General features: G+C 60.0%; 16 protein-coding genes and 1 tRNA gene. 13 read left to right on the plus strand and 4 right to left on the minus strand.

Translation table 11 applies throughout. The features are described 5' to 3' along the window. Positions 1–511 precede the first annotated feature (511 nt). The 3 genes from DGA31_RS11425 to DGA31_RS11435 form a co-directional block, all read right to left on the minus strand. Positions 512–1885 (minus strand): transposase, encoded by a 1374-nt coding sequence (locus tag DGA31_RS11425; protein WP_109512599.1) that lies wholly within the window; start codon positions 1883–1885, stop codon positions 512–514. 674 nt (positions 1886–2559) lie between these two features. Continuing rightward, a complete protein-coding gene (locus tag DGA31_RS11430; protein ID WP_241509571.1) occupies positions 2560–3003 on the minus strand; it encodes a DUF4145 domain-containing protein in 444 nt (147 codons plus the stop codon). 239 nt (positions 3004–3242) lie between these two features. Further along, positions 3243–3327 (minus strand) — tRNA-Leu (locus DGA31_RS11435). A gap of 121 nt (positions 3328–3448) precedes the next feature. Between DGA31_RS11435 and queA the strand changes: the two genes are divergently transcribed. From queA to DGA31_RS11465, 6 genes are all read left to right on the plus strand, one after another. After that, entirely contained in the window at positions 3449–4513 is a 1065-nt protein-coding gene (gene queA / locus DGA31_RS11440; RefSeq protein WP_109512601.1) for a tRNA preQ1(34) S-adenosylmethionine ribosyltransferase-isomerase QueA, read from the plus strand. Between the two features lie 14 nt (positions 4514–4527). Continuing rightward, positions 4528–5643, plus strand: coding sequence for a tRNA guanosine(34) transglycosylase Tgt (gene tgt, locus DGA31_RS11445; protein WP_056835405.1), 1116 nt, complete (start codon positions 4528–4530; stop codon positions 5641–5643). 53 nt (positions 5644–5696) lie between these two features. Then, positions 5697–6035, plus strand: a complete 339-nt coding sequence (yajC, locus tag DGA31_RS11450) for a preprotein translocase subunit YajC (protein WP_056835407.1) — start codon at positions 5697–5699, stop codon at positions 6033–6035. A 60-nt stretch (positions 6036–6095) separates the two neighbouring features. Then, the gene (secD, locus tag DGA31_RS11455) at positions 6096–7964 is read left to right on the plus strand and encodes a protein translocase subunit SecD (RefSeq protein WP_109512602.1); all 1869 of its coding nucleotides are present in this window, start codon (positions 6096–6098) and stop codon (positions 7962–7964) included. A gap of 9 nt (positions 7965–7973) precedes the next feature. Then, positions 7974–8888: a protein translocase subunit SecF gene (gene secF / locus DGA31_RS11460; protein ID WP_109512603.1), complete on the plus strand. Its 915-nt coding sequence runs from the start codon at positions 7974–7976 to the stop codon at positions 8886–8888. Positions 8889–8996: 108 nt separating this feature from the next. Further along, positions 8997–9533 carry a glycine zipper 2TM domain-containing protein gene (locus DGA31_RS11465; RefSeq protein ID WP_056835413.1) on the plus strand — a complete coding sequence of 179 codons (537 nt, stop codon included), beginning with the start codon at positions 8997–8999 and terminating at the stop codon, positions 9531–9533. Positions 9534–9635: 102 nt separating this feature from the next. On the opposite strand, the gene suhB is transcribed toward DGA31_RS11465, so the two are convergent. After that, entirely contained in the window at positions 9636–10451 is an 816-nt protein-coding gene (gene suhB, locus DGA31_RS11470; RefSeq protein ID WP_056835415.1) for a type III secretion system regulator SuhB, read from the minus strand. A gap of 215 nt (positions 10452–10666) precedes the next feature. On the opposite strand from suhB, the gene trmJ reads away from it, so the two are divergent. The 7 genes from trmJ to hscB all read left to right on the plus strand — a co-directional run bounded on the left by trmJ (position 10667) and on the right by hscB (position 15477). Next, positions 10667–11431, plus strand: coding sequence for a tRNA (cytosine(32)/uridine(32)-2'-O)-methyltransferase TrmJ (trmJ, locus tag DGA31_RS11475; protein ID WP_109512604.1), 765 nt, complete (start codon positions 10667–10669; stop codon positions 11429–11431). Then, complete coding sequence (gene cysE / locus DGA31_RS11480; protein WP_056835420.1) at positions 11431–12207, plus strand: serine O-acetyltransferase; 777 nt, start codon at positions 11431–11433, stop codon at positions 12205–12207. The genes trmJ and cysE overlap by 1 nt, the downstream gene beginning before the upstream one ends. Before the next feature lie 142 nt (positions 12208–12349). After that, the gene (iscR, locus tag DGA31_RS11485) at positions 12350–12847 is read left to right on the plus strand and encodes a Fe-S cluster assembly transcriptional regulator IscR (RefSeq protein ID WP_109512605.1); all 498 of its coding nucleotides are present in this window, start codon (positions 12350–12352) and stop codon (positions 12845–12847) included. A gap of 44 nt (positions 12848–12891) precedes the next feature. Continuing rightward, a complete protein-coding gene (locus tag DGA31_RS11490; RefSeq protein WP_056835424.1) occupies positions 12892–14106 on the plus strand; it encodes an IscS subfamily cysteine desulfurase in 1215 nt (404 codons plus the stop codon). A gap of 81 nt (positions 14107–14187) precedes the next feature. After that, complete coding sequence (gene iscU / locus DGA31_RS11495; protein WP_040261926.1) at positions 14188–14574, plus strand: Fe-S cluster assembly scaffold IscU; 387 nt, start codon at positions 14188–14190, stop codon at positions 14572–14574. Between the two features lie 46 nt (positions 14575–14620). Next, a complete protein-coding gene (iscA, locus tag DGA31_RS11500) occupies positions 14621–14944 on the plus strand; it encodes an iron-sulfur cluster assembly protein IscA (protein WP_056835425.1) in 324 nt (107 codons plus the stop codon). An 11-nt stretch (positions 14945–14955) separates the two neighbouring features. Beyond that, positions 14956–15477: a co-chaperone HscB gene (gene hscB, locus DGA31_RS11505; protein ID WP_109512630.1), complete on the plus strand. Its 522-nt coding sequence runs from the start codon at positions 14956–14958 to the stop codon at positions 15475–15477. Positions 15478–15513 lie beyond the last annotated feature (36 nt).

A 15513-nucleotide genomic window follows, 5' to 3' on the forward strand; every position in this document is an offset into this window, starting at 1 on the left:
TCCCTGCCAATTGGAATCGCGGCAGCCATCTTCAATGTAAGGAAATGGGCGTGCGCATGAGACATCGGTTGCACTGGACCTGCCACCAGCGGTGAAGGTGCAGACGTTCAAACTCTTAGCCCGCATCCGTTGGGTCGTGAGTGCCGACGATCTGTGGTGCGCCAGCGATCGCGCCGCCGGTTTTGTTTTTAGGGAGGAAACGGTCATGCACTAGATGCGAAGCTCAAAGGGCTAAACGAGCCTTTCGACAAGGCGGTGCCAGCGCGTAGCCAGGAGATGTCGCAGTGATTGGTGACGGCATTCCGAGACGCTTTGGTGGATTGATTCGGATCACGAATGGCGGCTATTGGCCGATTCTGTTGAAAAAGTCGGATTTTCAGATCACCTGAACTCAGGCACGGGCACCACCGGAGAACCTACTCACCACATTGAGTGGTTTTTCGGCCCTTCGGTGACCTTTGCTGCTCTGTTATTGGGTTAGTTTGAGGTTTTTTGCTTGGTGCAGGCGCACCTATCCCGTGACTGGTGGCCCTTGAGATGAAAATTTGGCCAGCCGTCGCAGGTTCTGCACCGCAGCGGCCAGCGTGAATTCATCCGTCGCGCCACTCATGCCACGTAGCCGCAGGCGATCCAATTTCAGGATGCGCTTGAGGTGGGCGAACAACATTTCGACCTTTTTACGTTCGTGGCGAGAGCGCACGTACTCCGGCGTTGCTGCAATGCGCCGAGCCACATCGCGAGCGGCTTCATGGACGCTGCGAGCGATCTTGCGGAACGCAGTGTTCGGGCAGCACTTGGCTTTCATCGGGCACGTAGCGCAGTCGGTCTGCCGGGATCGGAAGATGATGGTGTTGGCTTTGGTGACGTGTGAACGCTCATTCTTGAAGGCTCGCCATTCGCTGCGCAATGGGTTGCCGGCCGGGCACCGGTATTCCTCAGCCTCTTCATTCCAGTGGAAATCGTTACTCGAAAAGCTGTCGCTCTTGCGCTCGGTTTTGTCCCACACCGGCACATGCGGCTCGATGTCTTTTTCCTCCACCATCCAGGCCAGCATCGGCGCGGTACCGTAAGCGGTATCGCCAATAAGGCGTTCCGGCTTGATGTCGAATTGCGCTTCGACCCGTTCGATCATCGTCTTGGTGCTCTCGACTTCTGCGGTTCGATGAGCCGGTGTGGGTTCCACATCCATGATCACGCCGTGCTCGGTATCGATCAGATAATTTGTGGAGTAAGCGTAGAAAGCTGGGCCGCCTGGAGCAGCGGTCCAACGGGCCTGAGGATCCGTCAGCGACAGGCGCTTCGGTAGCGTTTCGGCCAGAGCCTCTTCATCGAGTGCCTCAAGATACTCACGCACAGCGCGAGTGCTCAGGGATGGATCGCTCCAATTAACCGGTCCATCTCCCGGTACGCCGCGCTGCCGGCTGGCATCCGCTTTGATGATGCTGGCGTCCACGGCAAAGCCTTCGCCCTTGACCAGGCCGGCGTCCATGCAGCGACGCAGCACTTCATTGAACAGCCAGCGAAACAGATCACTGTCCCGAAAACGGCCGTGTCGATTTTTGGAAAAGGTCGAGTGGTTAGGGACTTCATCTTCAAGGCTCAACCGGCAGAACCAGCGATACGCGAGGTTCAAATGAGTCTCTTCGCACAACCGCCGCTCTGAGCGAATGCCGTAGCAATAGCCCACGATCAGCATGCGGATCATCAGTTCGGGATCAATCGATGGACGCCCAATCGGGCTGTAGAAGTCGGCAAGGTAATGGCGGAGGTCGCTCAGATCGAGGCACTGATCAATGCTGCGCAGAAGGTGATTGCCGGGAATGTGATCTTCAAGATTGAACGAGTAAAACAGTCGTTCCTGCCCACTCGATAACTGTCCCATCATGCTGCGTGCTTCCCTGCTGGCCAATGCAAAGATTTTGCCGCAGGTCGGACAAGGGAGCTACTTTTTCAACAGAATCGGCCGATAGCAGTCATAAAACAATGGCTGCTTTGTATTGGAGTCGGCTAATGGATGGCTTCGGATGGTTGAAAGCTCGTACCACTTTTTGTACCAATCACTGTTCCTAGAAGGGGTTCCTAAGGTGCTCAAGACGCGCGTTTAGCCCTTCTGAGACACCTTGCGCATCCGCCTGCTACTCCGCACAAATGAGGTTGGCATGTTGTGCCGTTCCCTAAGAACGCTATGGGCGGAATTGGACAATGGCCTGGCTGGGGATTGAGCTTGCGCACGCACGGATTGATGCTGGTGTCGCTGGGGTTTGGATTGTGTCGGCAGAACGCCGTAGGTCAGGGAGAAACCAAGGTGTAGCGAAGCAAGGCGTCTTGTTTCGAAGCAAGCGTGCAAGCAGGTGAAAATATGCGCTGCCGTGCTTGACATGAGATTTTAGAGGGGAGGCTTGGCAAGATCTTGCCACTGGATGTCTGTTGACTACAGGTTAAAGTGCGAAACAGACACCTTAACAGACACCAACGATAAGGCTGCTAGGCTGCAACCCTTGAAAAATATGGAGCGGGTGAAGGGAATCGAACCCTCGTTATCAGCTTGGGAAGCTGAAGCTATTTTTTTGCTCTACCTCGGGCAACGCGAGCTGGGAGTACAAAGAGAAATTGAGCTAATGCGGTGGCAAATTCGATGACCTTGGTCGCCGCCTCTTCGTCAGGTAAGTCGGCTGTCTCATCTGCGTGGCGTTGGTCATTCGCATCCAGTCGGATCTCGTGGGCCCAGGCTGCCATCTCTGGCGTAATCAAATGCTGCGCTGCAGCATCATTGATCCGACCATTAAGATTGCCTTTGATGAGGCCTTTCTCTTTCAGCATTGCGTCTACAGCTGACGCAGTTAGCATCACCGCGCCTGCTGGTGCATGGATGCTCGCTATTGCCTGCTCCAAAAATGCTTTGGCTCTTTCGGGAACTGTTTCGTGAACCTGCTGAGCTTGAGGCCAAAATTGGGTGATTTCATGTTGTACGTTATGGCTTTGAGAGGATGGGGCAACAGCCATTACCACGCCTCCGCAAGTCGCGCATTCATACTTCACCCAATCGCGAGGGTTTTCGTTGCGATCATTACGAGTCGTGGTGCCTCCCGCACGGATCATGTTTGGCTTGGCGATATTGCAGTGTGGGCATCGGCTTAAATCTAGGGACTGTCCATGTTTCATAAAGCGACTCCGTGCATTACGCCAGATTTACGCCAGACGAAAAAAAAGTCCTTTATAATCAAGGACTTTCTTCGTTGTGTTGGTGCCCCGAGGGAGACTCGAACTCCCACTCCTTTCGAAAACGGATTTTGAATCCGCCGCGTCTACCAATTCCGCCATCAGGGCTCAATGGCCGCGAATTATAGGGATGGTCTGACAGCCGGTCAACCCTGATTTTTGAGGCTTTTTTACTAATCGAGGCAAACCGGCTAAACTTCGCGCCCCTGCTGGACGACCCCACCCCATCATGCGTGTTGCTGACTTTACCTTCGATCTTCCCGACGCCCTGATTGCGCGTCATCCCCTGGCCGAGCGGCGTGGCAGCCGGCTGTTGACGCTGGACGGCCCGAGCGGCGCGCTGGCGCATCGTCAATTCACCGATTTGCTCGAGCATCTGTGCCCTGGCGACTTGATGGTGTTCAACAATACCCGGGTGATCCCGGCGCGGTTGTTTGGCCAGAAGGCCTCCGGCGGCAAGCTGGAGATTCTGGTCGAGCGTGTGCTGGACAGCCATCGGGTGCTGGCGCACGTGCGTTCGAGCAAGTCGCCCAAGCCGGGTTCGGCCATCGTCATCGACGGCGGTGGCGAGGCGACCATGGTCGCGCGCCACGACACGCTGTTCGAGCTGGCGTTTGCCGAACCGGTGCTGGCCTTGCTTGATCGCGTCGGGCACATGCCGTTGCCTCCTTATATAGACCGCCCCGATGAGGGCGCGGACCGCGAGCGCTACCAGACGGTGTACGCCGAGCGTGCCGGTGCGGTGGCCGCGCCGACGGCCGGGCTGCATTTCGACCAGCCGCTGCTGGAGGCGATTGCCGCCAAGGGTGTCGAGACCGCGTTCGTGACCTTGCACGTGGGCGCCGGGACTTTCCAGCCGGTGCGGGTCGAGCGCATCGAAGACCACCACATGCACACGGAGTGGCTGGAAGTCGGCCAGGACGTGGTCGATGCCGTGGCGGCGTGCCGGGCGCGGGACGGGCGGGTGATCGCGGTGGGCACCACCAGCGTGCGCTCACTGGAAAGTGCCGCACGCGATGGCATCCTCAAACCGTTCAGCGGCGATACCGATATCTTCATCTATCCTGGGCGACCCTTTCATGTGGTCGATGCCCTGGTCACCAACTTTCATTTGCCTGAATCCACGCTGTTGATGCTGGTTTCGGCGTTTGCCGGTTACCCCGAGACCATGGCGGCCTACGCGGCGGCCATCGAGCAGGGCTACCGCTTCTTCAGTTACGGTGATGCCATGTTCATCACCCGCAATCCCGCGCCTACGGGGCCCCGGGAATCGGCATCAGAGGATCATCCATGAGTCGCACCTGTCGTATGTCTTTCGAGTTGCTGGCCACCGACGGCAAGGCCCGTCGTGGTCGGCTGACCTTCCCGCGTGGCGTGGTCGAAACCCCGGCATTCATGCCGGTGGGCACCTATGGCACGGTCAAGGGCATGCTGCCGCGTGACATCGAGGCCATCGGTGCGCAGATCATCCTGGGCAATACCTTCCACCTGTGGCTGCGCCCTGGCACCGAGGTGATCAAGGCCCACGGCGACCTGCACGATTTCATGCAGTGGAAAGGTCCGATCCTCACCGACTCCGGCGGTTTCCAGGTGTTCAGCCTGGGCGCGATGCGCAAGATCAAGGAGGAGGGCGTGACCTTCGCTTCGCCGGTCGATGGCGCCAAGGTGTTCATGGGGCCCGAAGAGTCGATGCAGGTCCAGCGTGACCTGGGCTCGGACATCGTGATGATCTTCGACGAGTGCACGCCGTATCCGGCCAGCGAAGACGTGGCGCGGGTGTCGATGGAGCTGTCGCTGCGCTGGGCCAAGCGCTCCAAGGTCGCCCATGGCGAGAGCGATGCGGCATTGTTCGGCATCGTCCAGGGCGGCATGCACGAAAACCTGCGCAAGCGCTCGCTGGACGGCCTGAACGAGCTGGACTTCGACGGCCTGGCCATTGGCGGGCTGTCGGTGGGCGAGCCCAAGGATGAGATGATCAAGGTGCTCGATTATCTGCCCGGCATGATGCCAGCAGACAAACCTCGTTACCTGATGGGTGTAGGCAAGCCCGAAGATCTGGTCGAAGGTGTGCGCCGCGGCGTCGACATGTTCGACTGCGTGATGCCGACCCGTAATGCCCGCAACGGTCATCTGTTCATCGACACCGGTGTACTGAAGATCCGTAACGCGTTCCATCGTCATGATGATTCGCCACTGGATGCCACCTGTGACTGCTACACCTGCCAGAACTTCTCGCGCGCTTACCTGCATCACCTGGACAAGTGCGGCGAAATGCTGGGCAGCATGCTCAATACCATCCATAACTTGCGGCATTACCAGCGGCTGATGGCTGGTTTGCGCGAGGCTATCCAACAGGGTAAATTGGCCGACTTCGTCGATGCCTTCTATGCCAAGCGCGGTCTTCCCGTGCCGCCTCTGGGTTGAAACACAACGAGTTTTTCCGGCTTTACATACTAATTATGCAAATGGAGCGCTAAATGAGCTTTTTCATCTCCCCCGCCTTCGCGGACGCTGCAGCACCGGCCGCTTCCGGCCCTGCAGGTTCCGGTTTCGAGTGGATCTTCCTGGTCGGCTTCCTGGTCATCTTCTACCTGATGATCTGGCGTCCACAGGCCAAGCGCGCCAAAGAGCAGAAAAACCTGCTGGGCAACCTGCAAAAAGGCGACGAAGTCGTGACCGCGGGCGGTATCGCCGGAAAAATCAACAAAGTGACAGACGACTTTGTGGTGATTGAAGTGTCCGATACCGTTGAGCTGAAAATCCAGAAGGGCTCCATTGTGGCCACTCTGCCAAAGGGCACTCTGAAAGCCCTCTGAGTTTCGTATCTACCATCGACGGGGCGCGCAAGGCGCCCCGCGTTTTAAGCGGGCGGCGTGATGCTGAACAAATACCCTCTGTGGAAATACATACTGATCCTGGCGGTGCTGGTGATCGGTTTCATTTATTCCGCACCCAATCTCTACCCTGACGATCCGGCCATCCAGATCAGCGGCGCGAGCACGGCGTTGCAAGTCAACCAGGCCGATGTCGACCGTGCCGCCAAGGCACTGACCGATGCCGGTCTTGCGGTCAAGGGTTCTTCTCTGGCTGAGAATGGCAAGGGCGGTTTGCTGCGTCTGAGCAAGCAGGAAGACCAGTTGCCGGCCAAGGACGTCGTGCGCAAGGCGTTGGGCGACGACTATGTCGTGGCACTGAACCTGGCCCGTACGACACCGGCCTGGCTGAGTAATCTGGGTGCAAGCCCGATGAAGCTGGGTCTGGACCTGTCCGGCGGCGTGCACTTTCTGCTCGAAGTCGACATGGACAAGGCCATTGATGCACGCCTGAAAGTCTACGAAGGCGAGGTCAAGACCTTGCTGCGCAAAGAGAAAGTGCGTTATCGCAGCCTCCCGCAGCAGGGCAACGTGATTCAACTGGGCTTCAACGACGACGCCGAGCGTGAGCAGGCCCGTGCGCTGGTCCGCAAGAGCTTCACCGATTTCGAAATCACCCCCGCCGAGCTCAATGGCATTGTCACGCTGCGCCTGGCACTGACCCCGGCCAAGCTCGCCGAAATTCGCGAATACTCCATCAAGCAGAACCTGACCACGGTGCGTAACCGGGTCAACGAGCTGGGTGTGGCCGAGCCGCTGGTCCAGCGCCAGGGTGCCAACCGCATCGTGGTCGAGCTGCCGGGCGTGCAGGACACTGCCGAAGCCAAGCGTATCCTCGGCAAGACCGCCAACCTGGAATTCCGTCTGGGTGCAGGCCCGGATGACTCCAAGGCCACCACCGAGATGTTCGAGTTCCGTGAAGGCGGCCGTCCGGCGGCTGCCGTGGAGCGTGGCCTGATCATCACCGGCGACCAGGTGACCGATGCCCAGGCCAGCTATGACGAGCATGGCCGTCCACAGGTGAACATCAACCTCGATGGCCATGGCGGCGAGTTGATGAGCCGCGCCACTCGCAGCAACGTGGGTCGCAGCATGGCGGTGATCTTCATTGAACAGCGTCCGGTGACCACCTACGTCAAGCAGACGGTCGACGGCGTCGAGAAAGAAGTGCCGCTGCAGACCTTCAAGGAAGACAAGAAGATCATCAGCCTGGCGACCATCCAGTCGCCGCTGGGCAGCCAGTTCCGCATCACCGGCCTGAACGGGCAGGGCGAATCGTCCGAGCTGGCGCTGCTGCTGCGCGCCGGTGGCCTGGCCGCGCCGATGTACTTCGCTGAAGAGCGCACCATTGGTCCGAGCCTGGGTGCCGACAACATCGACAAGGGCATCAACGCGTCGTTGTGGGGCATGCTGTTCGTGTCGCTGTTCATCATGGCCATCTACCGCTTCTTCGGTCTGATCGCCACGGTGGCGCTGGCCTTCAACATGGTCGCGCTGCTGGCGCTGATGTCGCTGCTGGGGGCTACGCTGACCCTGCCGGGCATCGCCGGTATCGTGTTGACCATGGGCATGGCGGTGGACGCCAACGTGCTGATCTTCTCGCGGATTCGCGAAGAACTGGCCAATGGCATGAGTGTGCAGCGTGCCATTCACGAAGGTTTCGACCGCGCCTACAGTGCGATCCTTGATGCCAACCTGACGACGCTGCTGGTCGGCGGCATTCTTTTCGCGATGGGCACCGGCCCCGTGAAAGGCTTTGCCGTGACCCTGTCGCTCGGCATCTTTACCTCCATGTTCACGGCCATCATGGTGACTCGCGCAATGATCAACCTGATCTTTGGCGGGCGTGACTTCAAGAAGCTGTGGGTTTAAGGGGCTGACATGAAATTAGGTACGATCAATTTCATGGGCGTGCGCAACGGTGCGTTCGCCCTGACCGTGCTCCTGACTGTTCTGGCGTTGTTCAGCTGGTTTCATAAAGGGCTCAACCTGGGGCTGGACTTCACCGGCGGTACGCTCATCGAGCTGACCTACGAGCAGCCGGCGGACCTTGGCAAGGTGCGTCAGGAACTGGGCAATGCCGGCTACCAGGACGCCGTGGTGCAGAGCTTCGGCGCCACCACCGACCTGCTGGTGCGCATGCCGGGTGACGATCCGCAACTGGGGACGCGGGTGGCCGAGGCCTTGCTCAAGGCCGATGCCGGTAACCCGGCCACCGTCAAGCGCGTCGAGTTCGTCGGCCCGCAGGTCGGTGAAGAGCTGCGCGACCAGGGCGGCATCGCCATGTTGCTGGCACTGGGCGGCATCATGTTGTACCTGGCTTTCCGCTTTCAGTGGAAGTTCGGCGTTGGCGCGATCGTGTCGCTGATCCACGACGTGGTGGTCACCATGGGTATCCTGTCGTTCTTCCAGATCACCTTCGACCTGACGGTGCTGGCGGCGGTGCTGGCGATCATCGGTTACTCGCTCAACGACACCATCGTGGTCTTCGACCGGGTGCGGGAAAATTTCCGTGTGCTGCGCAAGGCGACCCTGATCGAGAACATCAACATCTCGACCACCCAGACCCTGCTGCGCACCATGGCCACCTCGATCTCCACGCTGCTGGCGATCGTCGCGCTGTGGGTGTTCGGCGGCGATAACCTGGAAGGGTTCTCCATTGCGCTGTTCGTGGGTGTGCTGGCCGGTACCTACTCGTCGATCTACATCGCCAACGTGGTGCTGATCTGGCTCAATCTGAGCAGTGAAGACCTGATTCCGCCGGTGACCTCTGACAAGGTCGACGACCTGCCATAAGGGCCGGGCGTGACCAAAAAAGGCGCGAGTGTTGAACTCGCGCCTTTTTTATTGCTCCAAGGCTGGGTAAATCGCAAGAAATTGCGCTTGGAAGGTCAGGAGGTTCACGTGAACAAGTCTCTGTTGGTGGGTGCCGTGTTGGGAGCCGTTGCGGTGACTGCGGGTGGCGCGTTTGCCACCTACAGTCTGGTCAATAGCGGTCCCGAGCATGCAGAAGTGCTGGCTGTCGATCCGATCAAGCAGCAGATCAAGACGCCGCGCGAAGTGTGCAAGGACGTGACCGTGACGCGCAAGGCGCCGGTCAAGGACGAGCATCAGATCGTCGGCAGTGTGCTGGGCGCCGTGGCCGGTGGCCTGCTGGGCAACCAGGTCGGTGGCGGTAACGGCAAGAAGATTGCCACCGTGGCCGGTGCCGTCGGTGGTGGCTACGCGGGTAACAAGGTTCAGGAAGGCATGCAGAACCGCGACACCTACACCACGACCCAGACCCGTTGCAACACGGTCAACGACATCAGCGACAAGGTCGTGGGCTACAACGTGAAATACAAGGTCGGTGAGAAGGTCGGCCAGGTGCGCATGGATCGCGATCCGGGCAACCAGATCCCGGTCGACAAGAATGGCCAGCTGATCCTCAGCCAGCAGTAAGGCTGCAGGGCCGGCCGCGCGGCGATCCGCTCCAGCCGGAAAGCAGGCTCATACCAGGCACAAAAAACCGGCTCATGAGCCGGTTTTTTGTGCCTGCAGCAATCAGCGTTTGATCGAGGCCGGCAGGTGCGGTGCGATCGAGGTCAGCACGGCCTTGAAGCACTTGGCGTTGCCCGCCACGATATGACCCTTTTCAAGGAAATCGTGACCGCCAGTGAAGTCGCTCACCAGGCCGCCTGCTTCCTGAATCAGCAAGGCGCCTGCAGCCATGTCCCATTCCGACAGGCCCGATTCCCAGAACGCATCGAAGCGGCCGGCAGCGACATAGGCGAGGTCCAGGCTGGCGGCGCCGGCGCGGCGGATGCCGGCGGTCTGGCCGACCAGGCTGCGGAACATGCCCAGGTAGTTTTCCAGGTTGTCCATCTGGTTGTCACGGAACGGGAAGCCGGTGCCCAGCAGAGCGCCGTCCAGGCTCTTGCGCGCGCTGACGCGCAGGCGGCGGCCATTGAGGGCGGCGCCACGGCCACGGCTGGCGGTGAATTCTTCCTGGCGAACCGGGTCCAGAACGACCGCGTGTTCCAGGCGACCACGGTATTTGCAGGCAATGCTCACGGCAAAGTGCGGAATGCCGCGTACGAAGTTGGTGGTGCCGTCCAGTGGGTCGATGACCCACAGGTAATCGGTGCCTTCGCCACTGCCGGCATGCAGGCCGCTTTCTTCGCCGAGAATGCCGTGGGTCGGGTAGGCTTTGCGCAGGGCGGCAATGATGCTTTGCTCAGCGGCACGATCGACTTCGCTGACGTAGTCTTTGGCTTCTTTTTCGTCGACCTTGATGGTATCCAGGCGCTCGATGGAGCGGAAAATCAATTCGCTGGCGTTGCGTGCGGCGCGCAGCGCGATATTCAGCATGGGCTGCATGGATAAATCACCTAGGGTTGTTAAAGAGAGCCGGGCATTCTAGTGGCTGCATCAAATTATTTCCAGCCTGTATTGACCTTCCGCACGCCCGGCAGATGAGCTGTTGTGACGGTTTGCCTGTCAGTGGCGCGACAGGGTGTCGCAAGGCTTCATGGCGTTAAGCAGGCTGCTTCTGTAAGATTTGCGCCCCATGATTGAGTCAGTGAGCGCCCACGGTGTTGCACAACATTCGTATTGTCCTGGTCGGTACGACCCATCCCGGAAATATCGGTGGGGCCGCCCGTGCCATGAAAAACATGGGCCTGTCGCGCCTGGTCCTGGTCGAGCCACGGGTATTTCCGTCGCCTGAGGCGGATGCGCGCGCCTCGGGGGCTGATGACATTCTGGTCGGCGCCCAGGTGGTGTCGAGTCTTGAAGAGGCGCTGACCGGTTGCAGCCTGGTGCTGGGCACCAGTGCGCGTGACCGCAGCCTGCCCTGGCCGATGCTCGACCCGCGCCAGTCGGGAGAAAAAGTCATCGAGCAGGCGGGGCAGGGGCTTGAAGTCGCGCTGGTGTTCGGTCGCGAGCATGCCGGCCTGACCAACGATGAACTGCAACGCTGTCATTACCATGTGCACATCGCCTCCAATCCGGATTTCAGCTCGCTGAACCTGGCCGCCGCCGTGCAGGTGCTCAGCTATGAAGTGCGCATGGCCTGGCTGGCGGGGCAGCAGGCACCGCAGGCGGTCAAGGCGCCGGTGGCGCGTGAGCACGAACTGGCGACCATGGATGAAATGGAAGGCTTTTATGCTCATCTGGAGCAGACGCTGGTGGCCATCGGTTTTCTCGACCCGGAAAAACCACGCCACCTGATGGCCCGGCTGCGCCGCCTGTACGGGCGCGGTGAAGTAGAGCGGCCGGAGCTGAGCATCTTGCGCGGCATCCTGACCGAAACTCAGAAAGTGGCGCGTGGCGAACCCTACAAACGGAAGGATCAGTGATGTTCGAGCGGTTGCGAGAAGATATCCAGAGCGTTTTCCACCGGGACCCGGCGGCGCGCAACGCCTTTGAAGTGCTGACCTGCTACCCGGGCATGCATGCCATCTGGATGCACCGCCTGGCGCATCGACTCTGGTGCGGCAACTGGAAGCTGCCGGCGCGCATGGTGTCGAACTTCAGTCGCTGGATGACCGGCGTCGAGATCCACCCGGGCGCGAAGATCGGCCGGCGCTTCTTCATCGACCACGGCATGGGCATCGTGATCGGCGAAACCGCCGAAATCGGCAATGACGTCACGCTCTATCAGGGCGTGACCCTGGGCGGCACCAGCTGGAATGCCGGCAAGCGTCATCCGACCCTGGAAGACGGCGTGGTGGTCGGCGGCGGTGCCAAGGTGCTGGGGCCGTTTACGGTCGGGGCGGGGGCCAAGATCGGTTCCAATGCCGTGGTTACCAAGGCCGTGCCGGCCGGTGCGACCGCTGTCGGCATTCCGGCGCGGATCATCATCAAGTCCGACGACGAGGTCGAGGCGCGGCGCAAGGCCATGGCCGAAAAGCTCGGGTTCGATGCCTACGGCGTCGGCCAGGACATGCCTGATCCGATTGCGCGGGCCATCGGCAAGATGCTCGATCACCTGCAGGCAGTGGATGTTCGCCTGGAAGACATGTGCGGGGCGCTGAACAAGCTGGGCAGTGATTACAAGGGCTGCGAATTGCCGTCGTTGCCGGACGAAGTCTTCGAGTGCGTCAAGGACCAGCCAGAAAAGGCGCAGGCTTGATCGGTGTCAATACGCCGCCATTTTTGCTATGATTCGGCCCGCTCCTGAGGCTAAACCCGACTATTTTGGTTGGTTTTATAGTTGACTCAAATACTCGGGAATAGCATACTTGCACCCATTCTGAATCACTGCGGTACATGCCATGCGACTGACTACAAAAGGCCGATACGCTGTCACAGCCATGCTCGATCTGGCTCTGCACGCGCAACATGGTCCTGTGTCACTGGCCGACATTTCCGAGCGCCAAGGCATTTCCCTGTCTTACCTCGAACAACTGTTCGCCAAGCTGCGCCGCAGCAACCTGGTGTCGAGCGTGCGCGGTCCCGGTGGCGGTTATCAGCTGTCGCGTGACATGAACGGCATCCAGGTCGCCCAGGTCGTCGATGCGGTCAATGAGTCGGTTGACGCCACCCGTTGCCAGGGGCTGGGCGATTGCCATGCCGGGGATACCTGCCTGACCCACCATTTGTGGTGTGACCTCAGCCAGCAGATTCACGAGTTTCTTAGCGGTATCAGTCTGGCGGACCTTGTCACTCGCCGTGAGGTACAAGAAGTCGCACAGCGCCAGGATCAGCGTCGCTGCTCGAACACGAGCAAGGTGTCGCTCCTGGGTAAGATTGAAACGTCCGCCGTCGAATGAACGCAGATGAATGAGCGGTGCGCCTGCCTGAAAGGAGATATTCAATGAAGTTGCCGATTTACCTCGATTATTCCGCGACGACCCCGGTCGACCCGCGTGTCGCCCAGAAAATGATGGATTGCCTGCTGATGGACGGCAATTTCGGCAACCCTGCGTCGCGCTCCCACGTCTTTGGCTGGAAAGCCGAAGAAGCGGTCGAGAATGCCCGTCGTCAGGTCGCTGATCTGGTCAACGCCGATCCGCGCGAAATCGTCTGGACCTCCGGTGCCACCGAGTCCGACAACCTGGCCATCAAGGGTGTGGCGCATTTCTACCACACCAAGGGCAAGCACATCATCACCTCCAAGATCGAGCACAAGGCGGTCCTGGACACCACGCGCCAGCTGGAGCGTGAAGGCTTCGAAGTCACCTACATCGAGCCGGGCGAAGACGGCCTGGTGACGCCGCAGATGATCGAAGCCGCCCTGCGCGAAGACACCATTCTGGTGTCGATCATGCATGTGAACAACGAAATCGGCACCGTGAACGACATCGCCGCCATTGGCGAGCTGACCCGTTCGCGCGGTGTGCTGTTCCACGTCGACGGCGCCCAGTCCACCGGCAAGGTCGAGATCGACCTGGCCAAGCTGAAAGTCGACCTGATGTCGTTCTCGGCGCACAAGACCTATGGCCCCAAGGGCATCGGCGCGCTGTACGTGAGCCGCAAGCCACGTGTGCGTCTGGAAGCGGCCATGCACGGCGGCGGTCACGAGCGCGGCATGCGTTCCGGCACCCTGGCCACCCACCAGATCGTCGGCATGGGTGAAGCCTTCCGCATCGCCAAGGAAGAGATGGTCAGCGAGAACCAGCGCGTCAAGGCCCTGAGCGACCGTTTCTTCAAGCAGGTCGAAGACCTCGAAGAGCTGTACGTCAACGGCAGCCAGACCGCTCGTGTTCCGCACAACCTGAACCTGAGTTTCAACTATGTCGAAGGCGAGTCGCTGATCATGGCGCTCAAGGACCTGGCGGTCTCGTCCGGTTCGGCCTGCACTTCGGCGTCCCTGGAGCCTTCCTACGTGCTGCGCGCCCTGGGCCGCAACGACGAGTTGGCGCACAGTTCGATCCGCTTCACCTTCGGCCGTTTCAGCACCGAAGAAGAAATCGATTACGCCGCGCAGAAAGTCCGCGAGGCGGTCACCAAGCTGCGAGCGCTCTCGCCGCTGTGGGACATGTACAAAGACGGTGTCGACATCTCCAAGATCGAGTGGGCGGCGCACTAATTCAAAGTCGCCATCCGGACAGGTCGCCTTTAACAAGCGCGACCTGCAGAGCGGCTCCCCTGATGTGAGAGGAACAGAATCATGGCTTACAGCGAAAAGGTCATCGACCACTACGAAAACCCACGCAACGTCGGCAAGATGGACGCTGAAGACCCTGATGTCGGCACCGGCATGGTCGGTGCTCCGGCCTGCGGCGACGTCATGCGCCTGCAGATCAAGGTCAATGAGCAGGGCGTCATCGAAGATGCCAAGTTCAAGACCTACGGTTGCGGTTCGGCCATTGCCTCCAGCTCCCTCGCCACCGAGTGGATGAAGGGCAAGACCCTGGACGAAGCCGAAACCATCAAGAACACCCAGCTGGCAGAAGAACTGGCCTTGCCGCCCGTCAAGATTCACTGCTCGGTACTGGCCGAAGATGCCATCAAGGCCGCCGTGCGCGACTACAAGCAAAAGAAAGGCTTGTTGTAAGCACACCGCTCTTTCAGCAACGCTGGCGAAATCCAAGGAGTTCCCGATGTCTATCAGCATGACCGAAGCCGCCGCCAACCACGTGCGTCGCTCCCTCGAAGGGCGCGGCAAGGGTGATGGCATTCGCCTGGGTGTTCGCACCACAGGCTGCTCGGGCCTGGCCTATGTGCTTGAGTTCGTCGACGCGGCGGACCCTGACGACACGGTAGTCGAGGCGCATGGCGTGAAGGTCATCATCGACCCGAAAAGCCTGGTGTATCTTGACGGCACCGAACTGGACTTCGTCCGCGAGGGCTTGAACGAAGGCTTCAAGTTCAATAATCCCAATTCGCGCGGTGAATGCGGCTGCGGCGAAAGCTTCAACGTCTGAGGCCGATGATCGTGGGCACTCCTTGTCATTTCGCACTGTTCGACCTGAAACCCGGTTTTGTCGTGGACCTCGATCTTTTGGGGAGCCGCTACCGGGAACTGGCGCGCAGCGTGCACCCGGATCGGTTCGCCGATGCGCCCGAGCAGGAGCAGCGCCAGGCGCTGGAGCGCTCGGCCAACCTCAACGACGCCTACCAGACCCTCAGGAGTGCCCCGCGCCGGGCGCGTTACCTGTTGGCACTGCGTGGCGACGAGGTGCCGCTTGAAGTCACGGTGCATGACCCCGACTTTCTCCTGCAACAGATGCAATGGCGCGAAGAGCTCGAAGACCTGCACGACGAGGCCGACCTGGCTGGCGTCGCGGTGTTCAAGCGTCGCCTCAAGGCAGCCCAGGAGACCCTCAACGACAGCTTTGCCGCCTGTTGGGATGATGCGGCGCAACGTGAACAGGCCGAACGCCTGATGCGGCGCATGCAGTTCCTCGACAAGCTTTCCCAAGAAGTGCGCCAGCTCGAAGAGCGCCTCGACGATTAACCCCGTGCGGCCCTGGTCGCGCGCCTGTGATTATTC

Source organism: Pseudomonas ovata (assembly GCF_003131185.1).
Taxonomy (GTDB): domain Bacteria; phylum Pseudomonadota; class Gammaproteobacteria; order Pseudomonadales; family Pseudomonadaceae; genus Aquipseudomonas; species Aquipseudomonas ovata.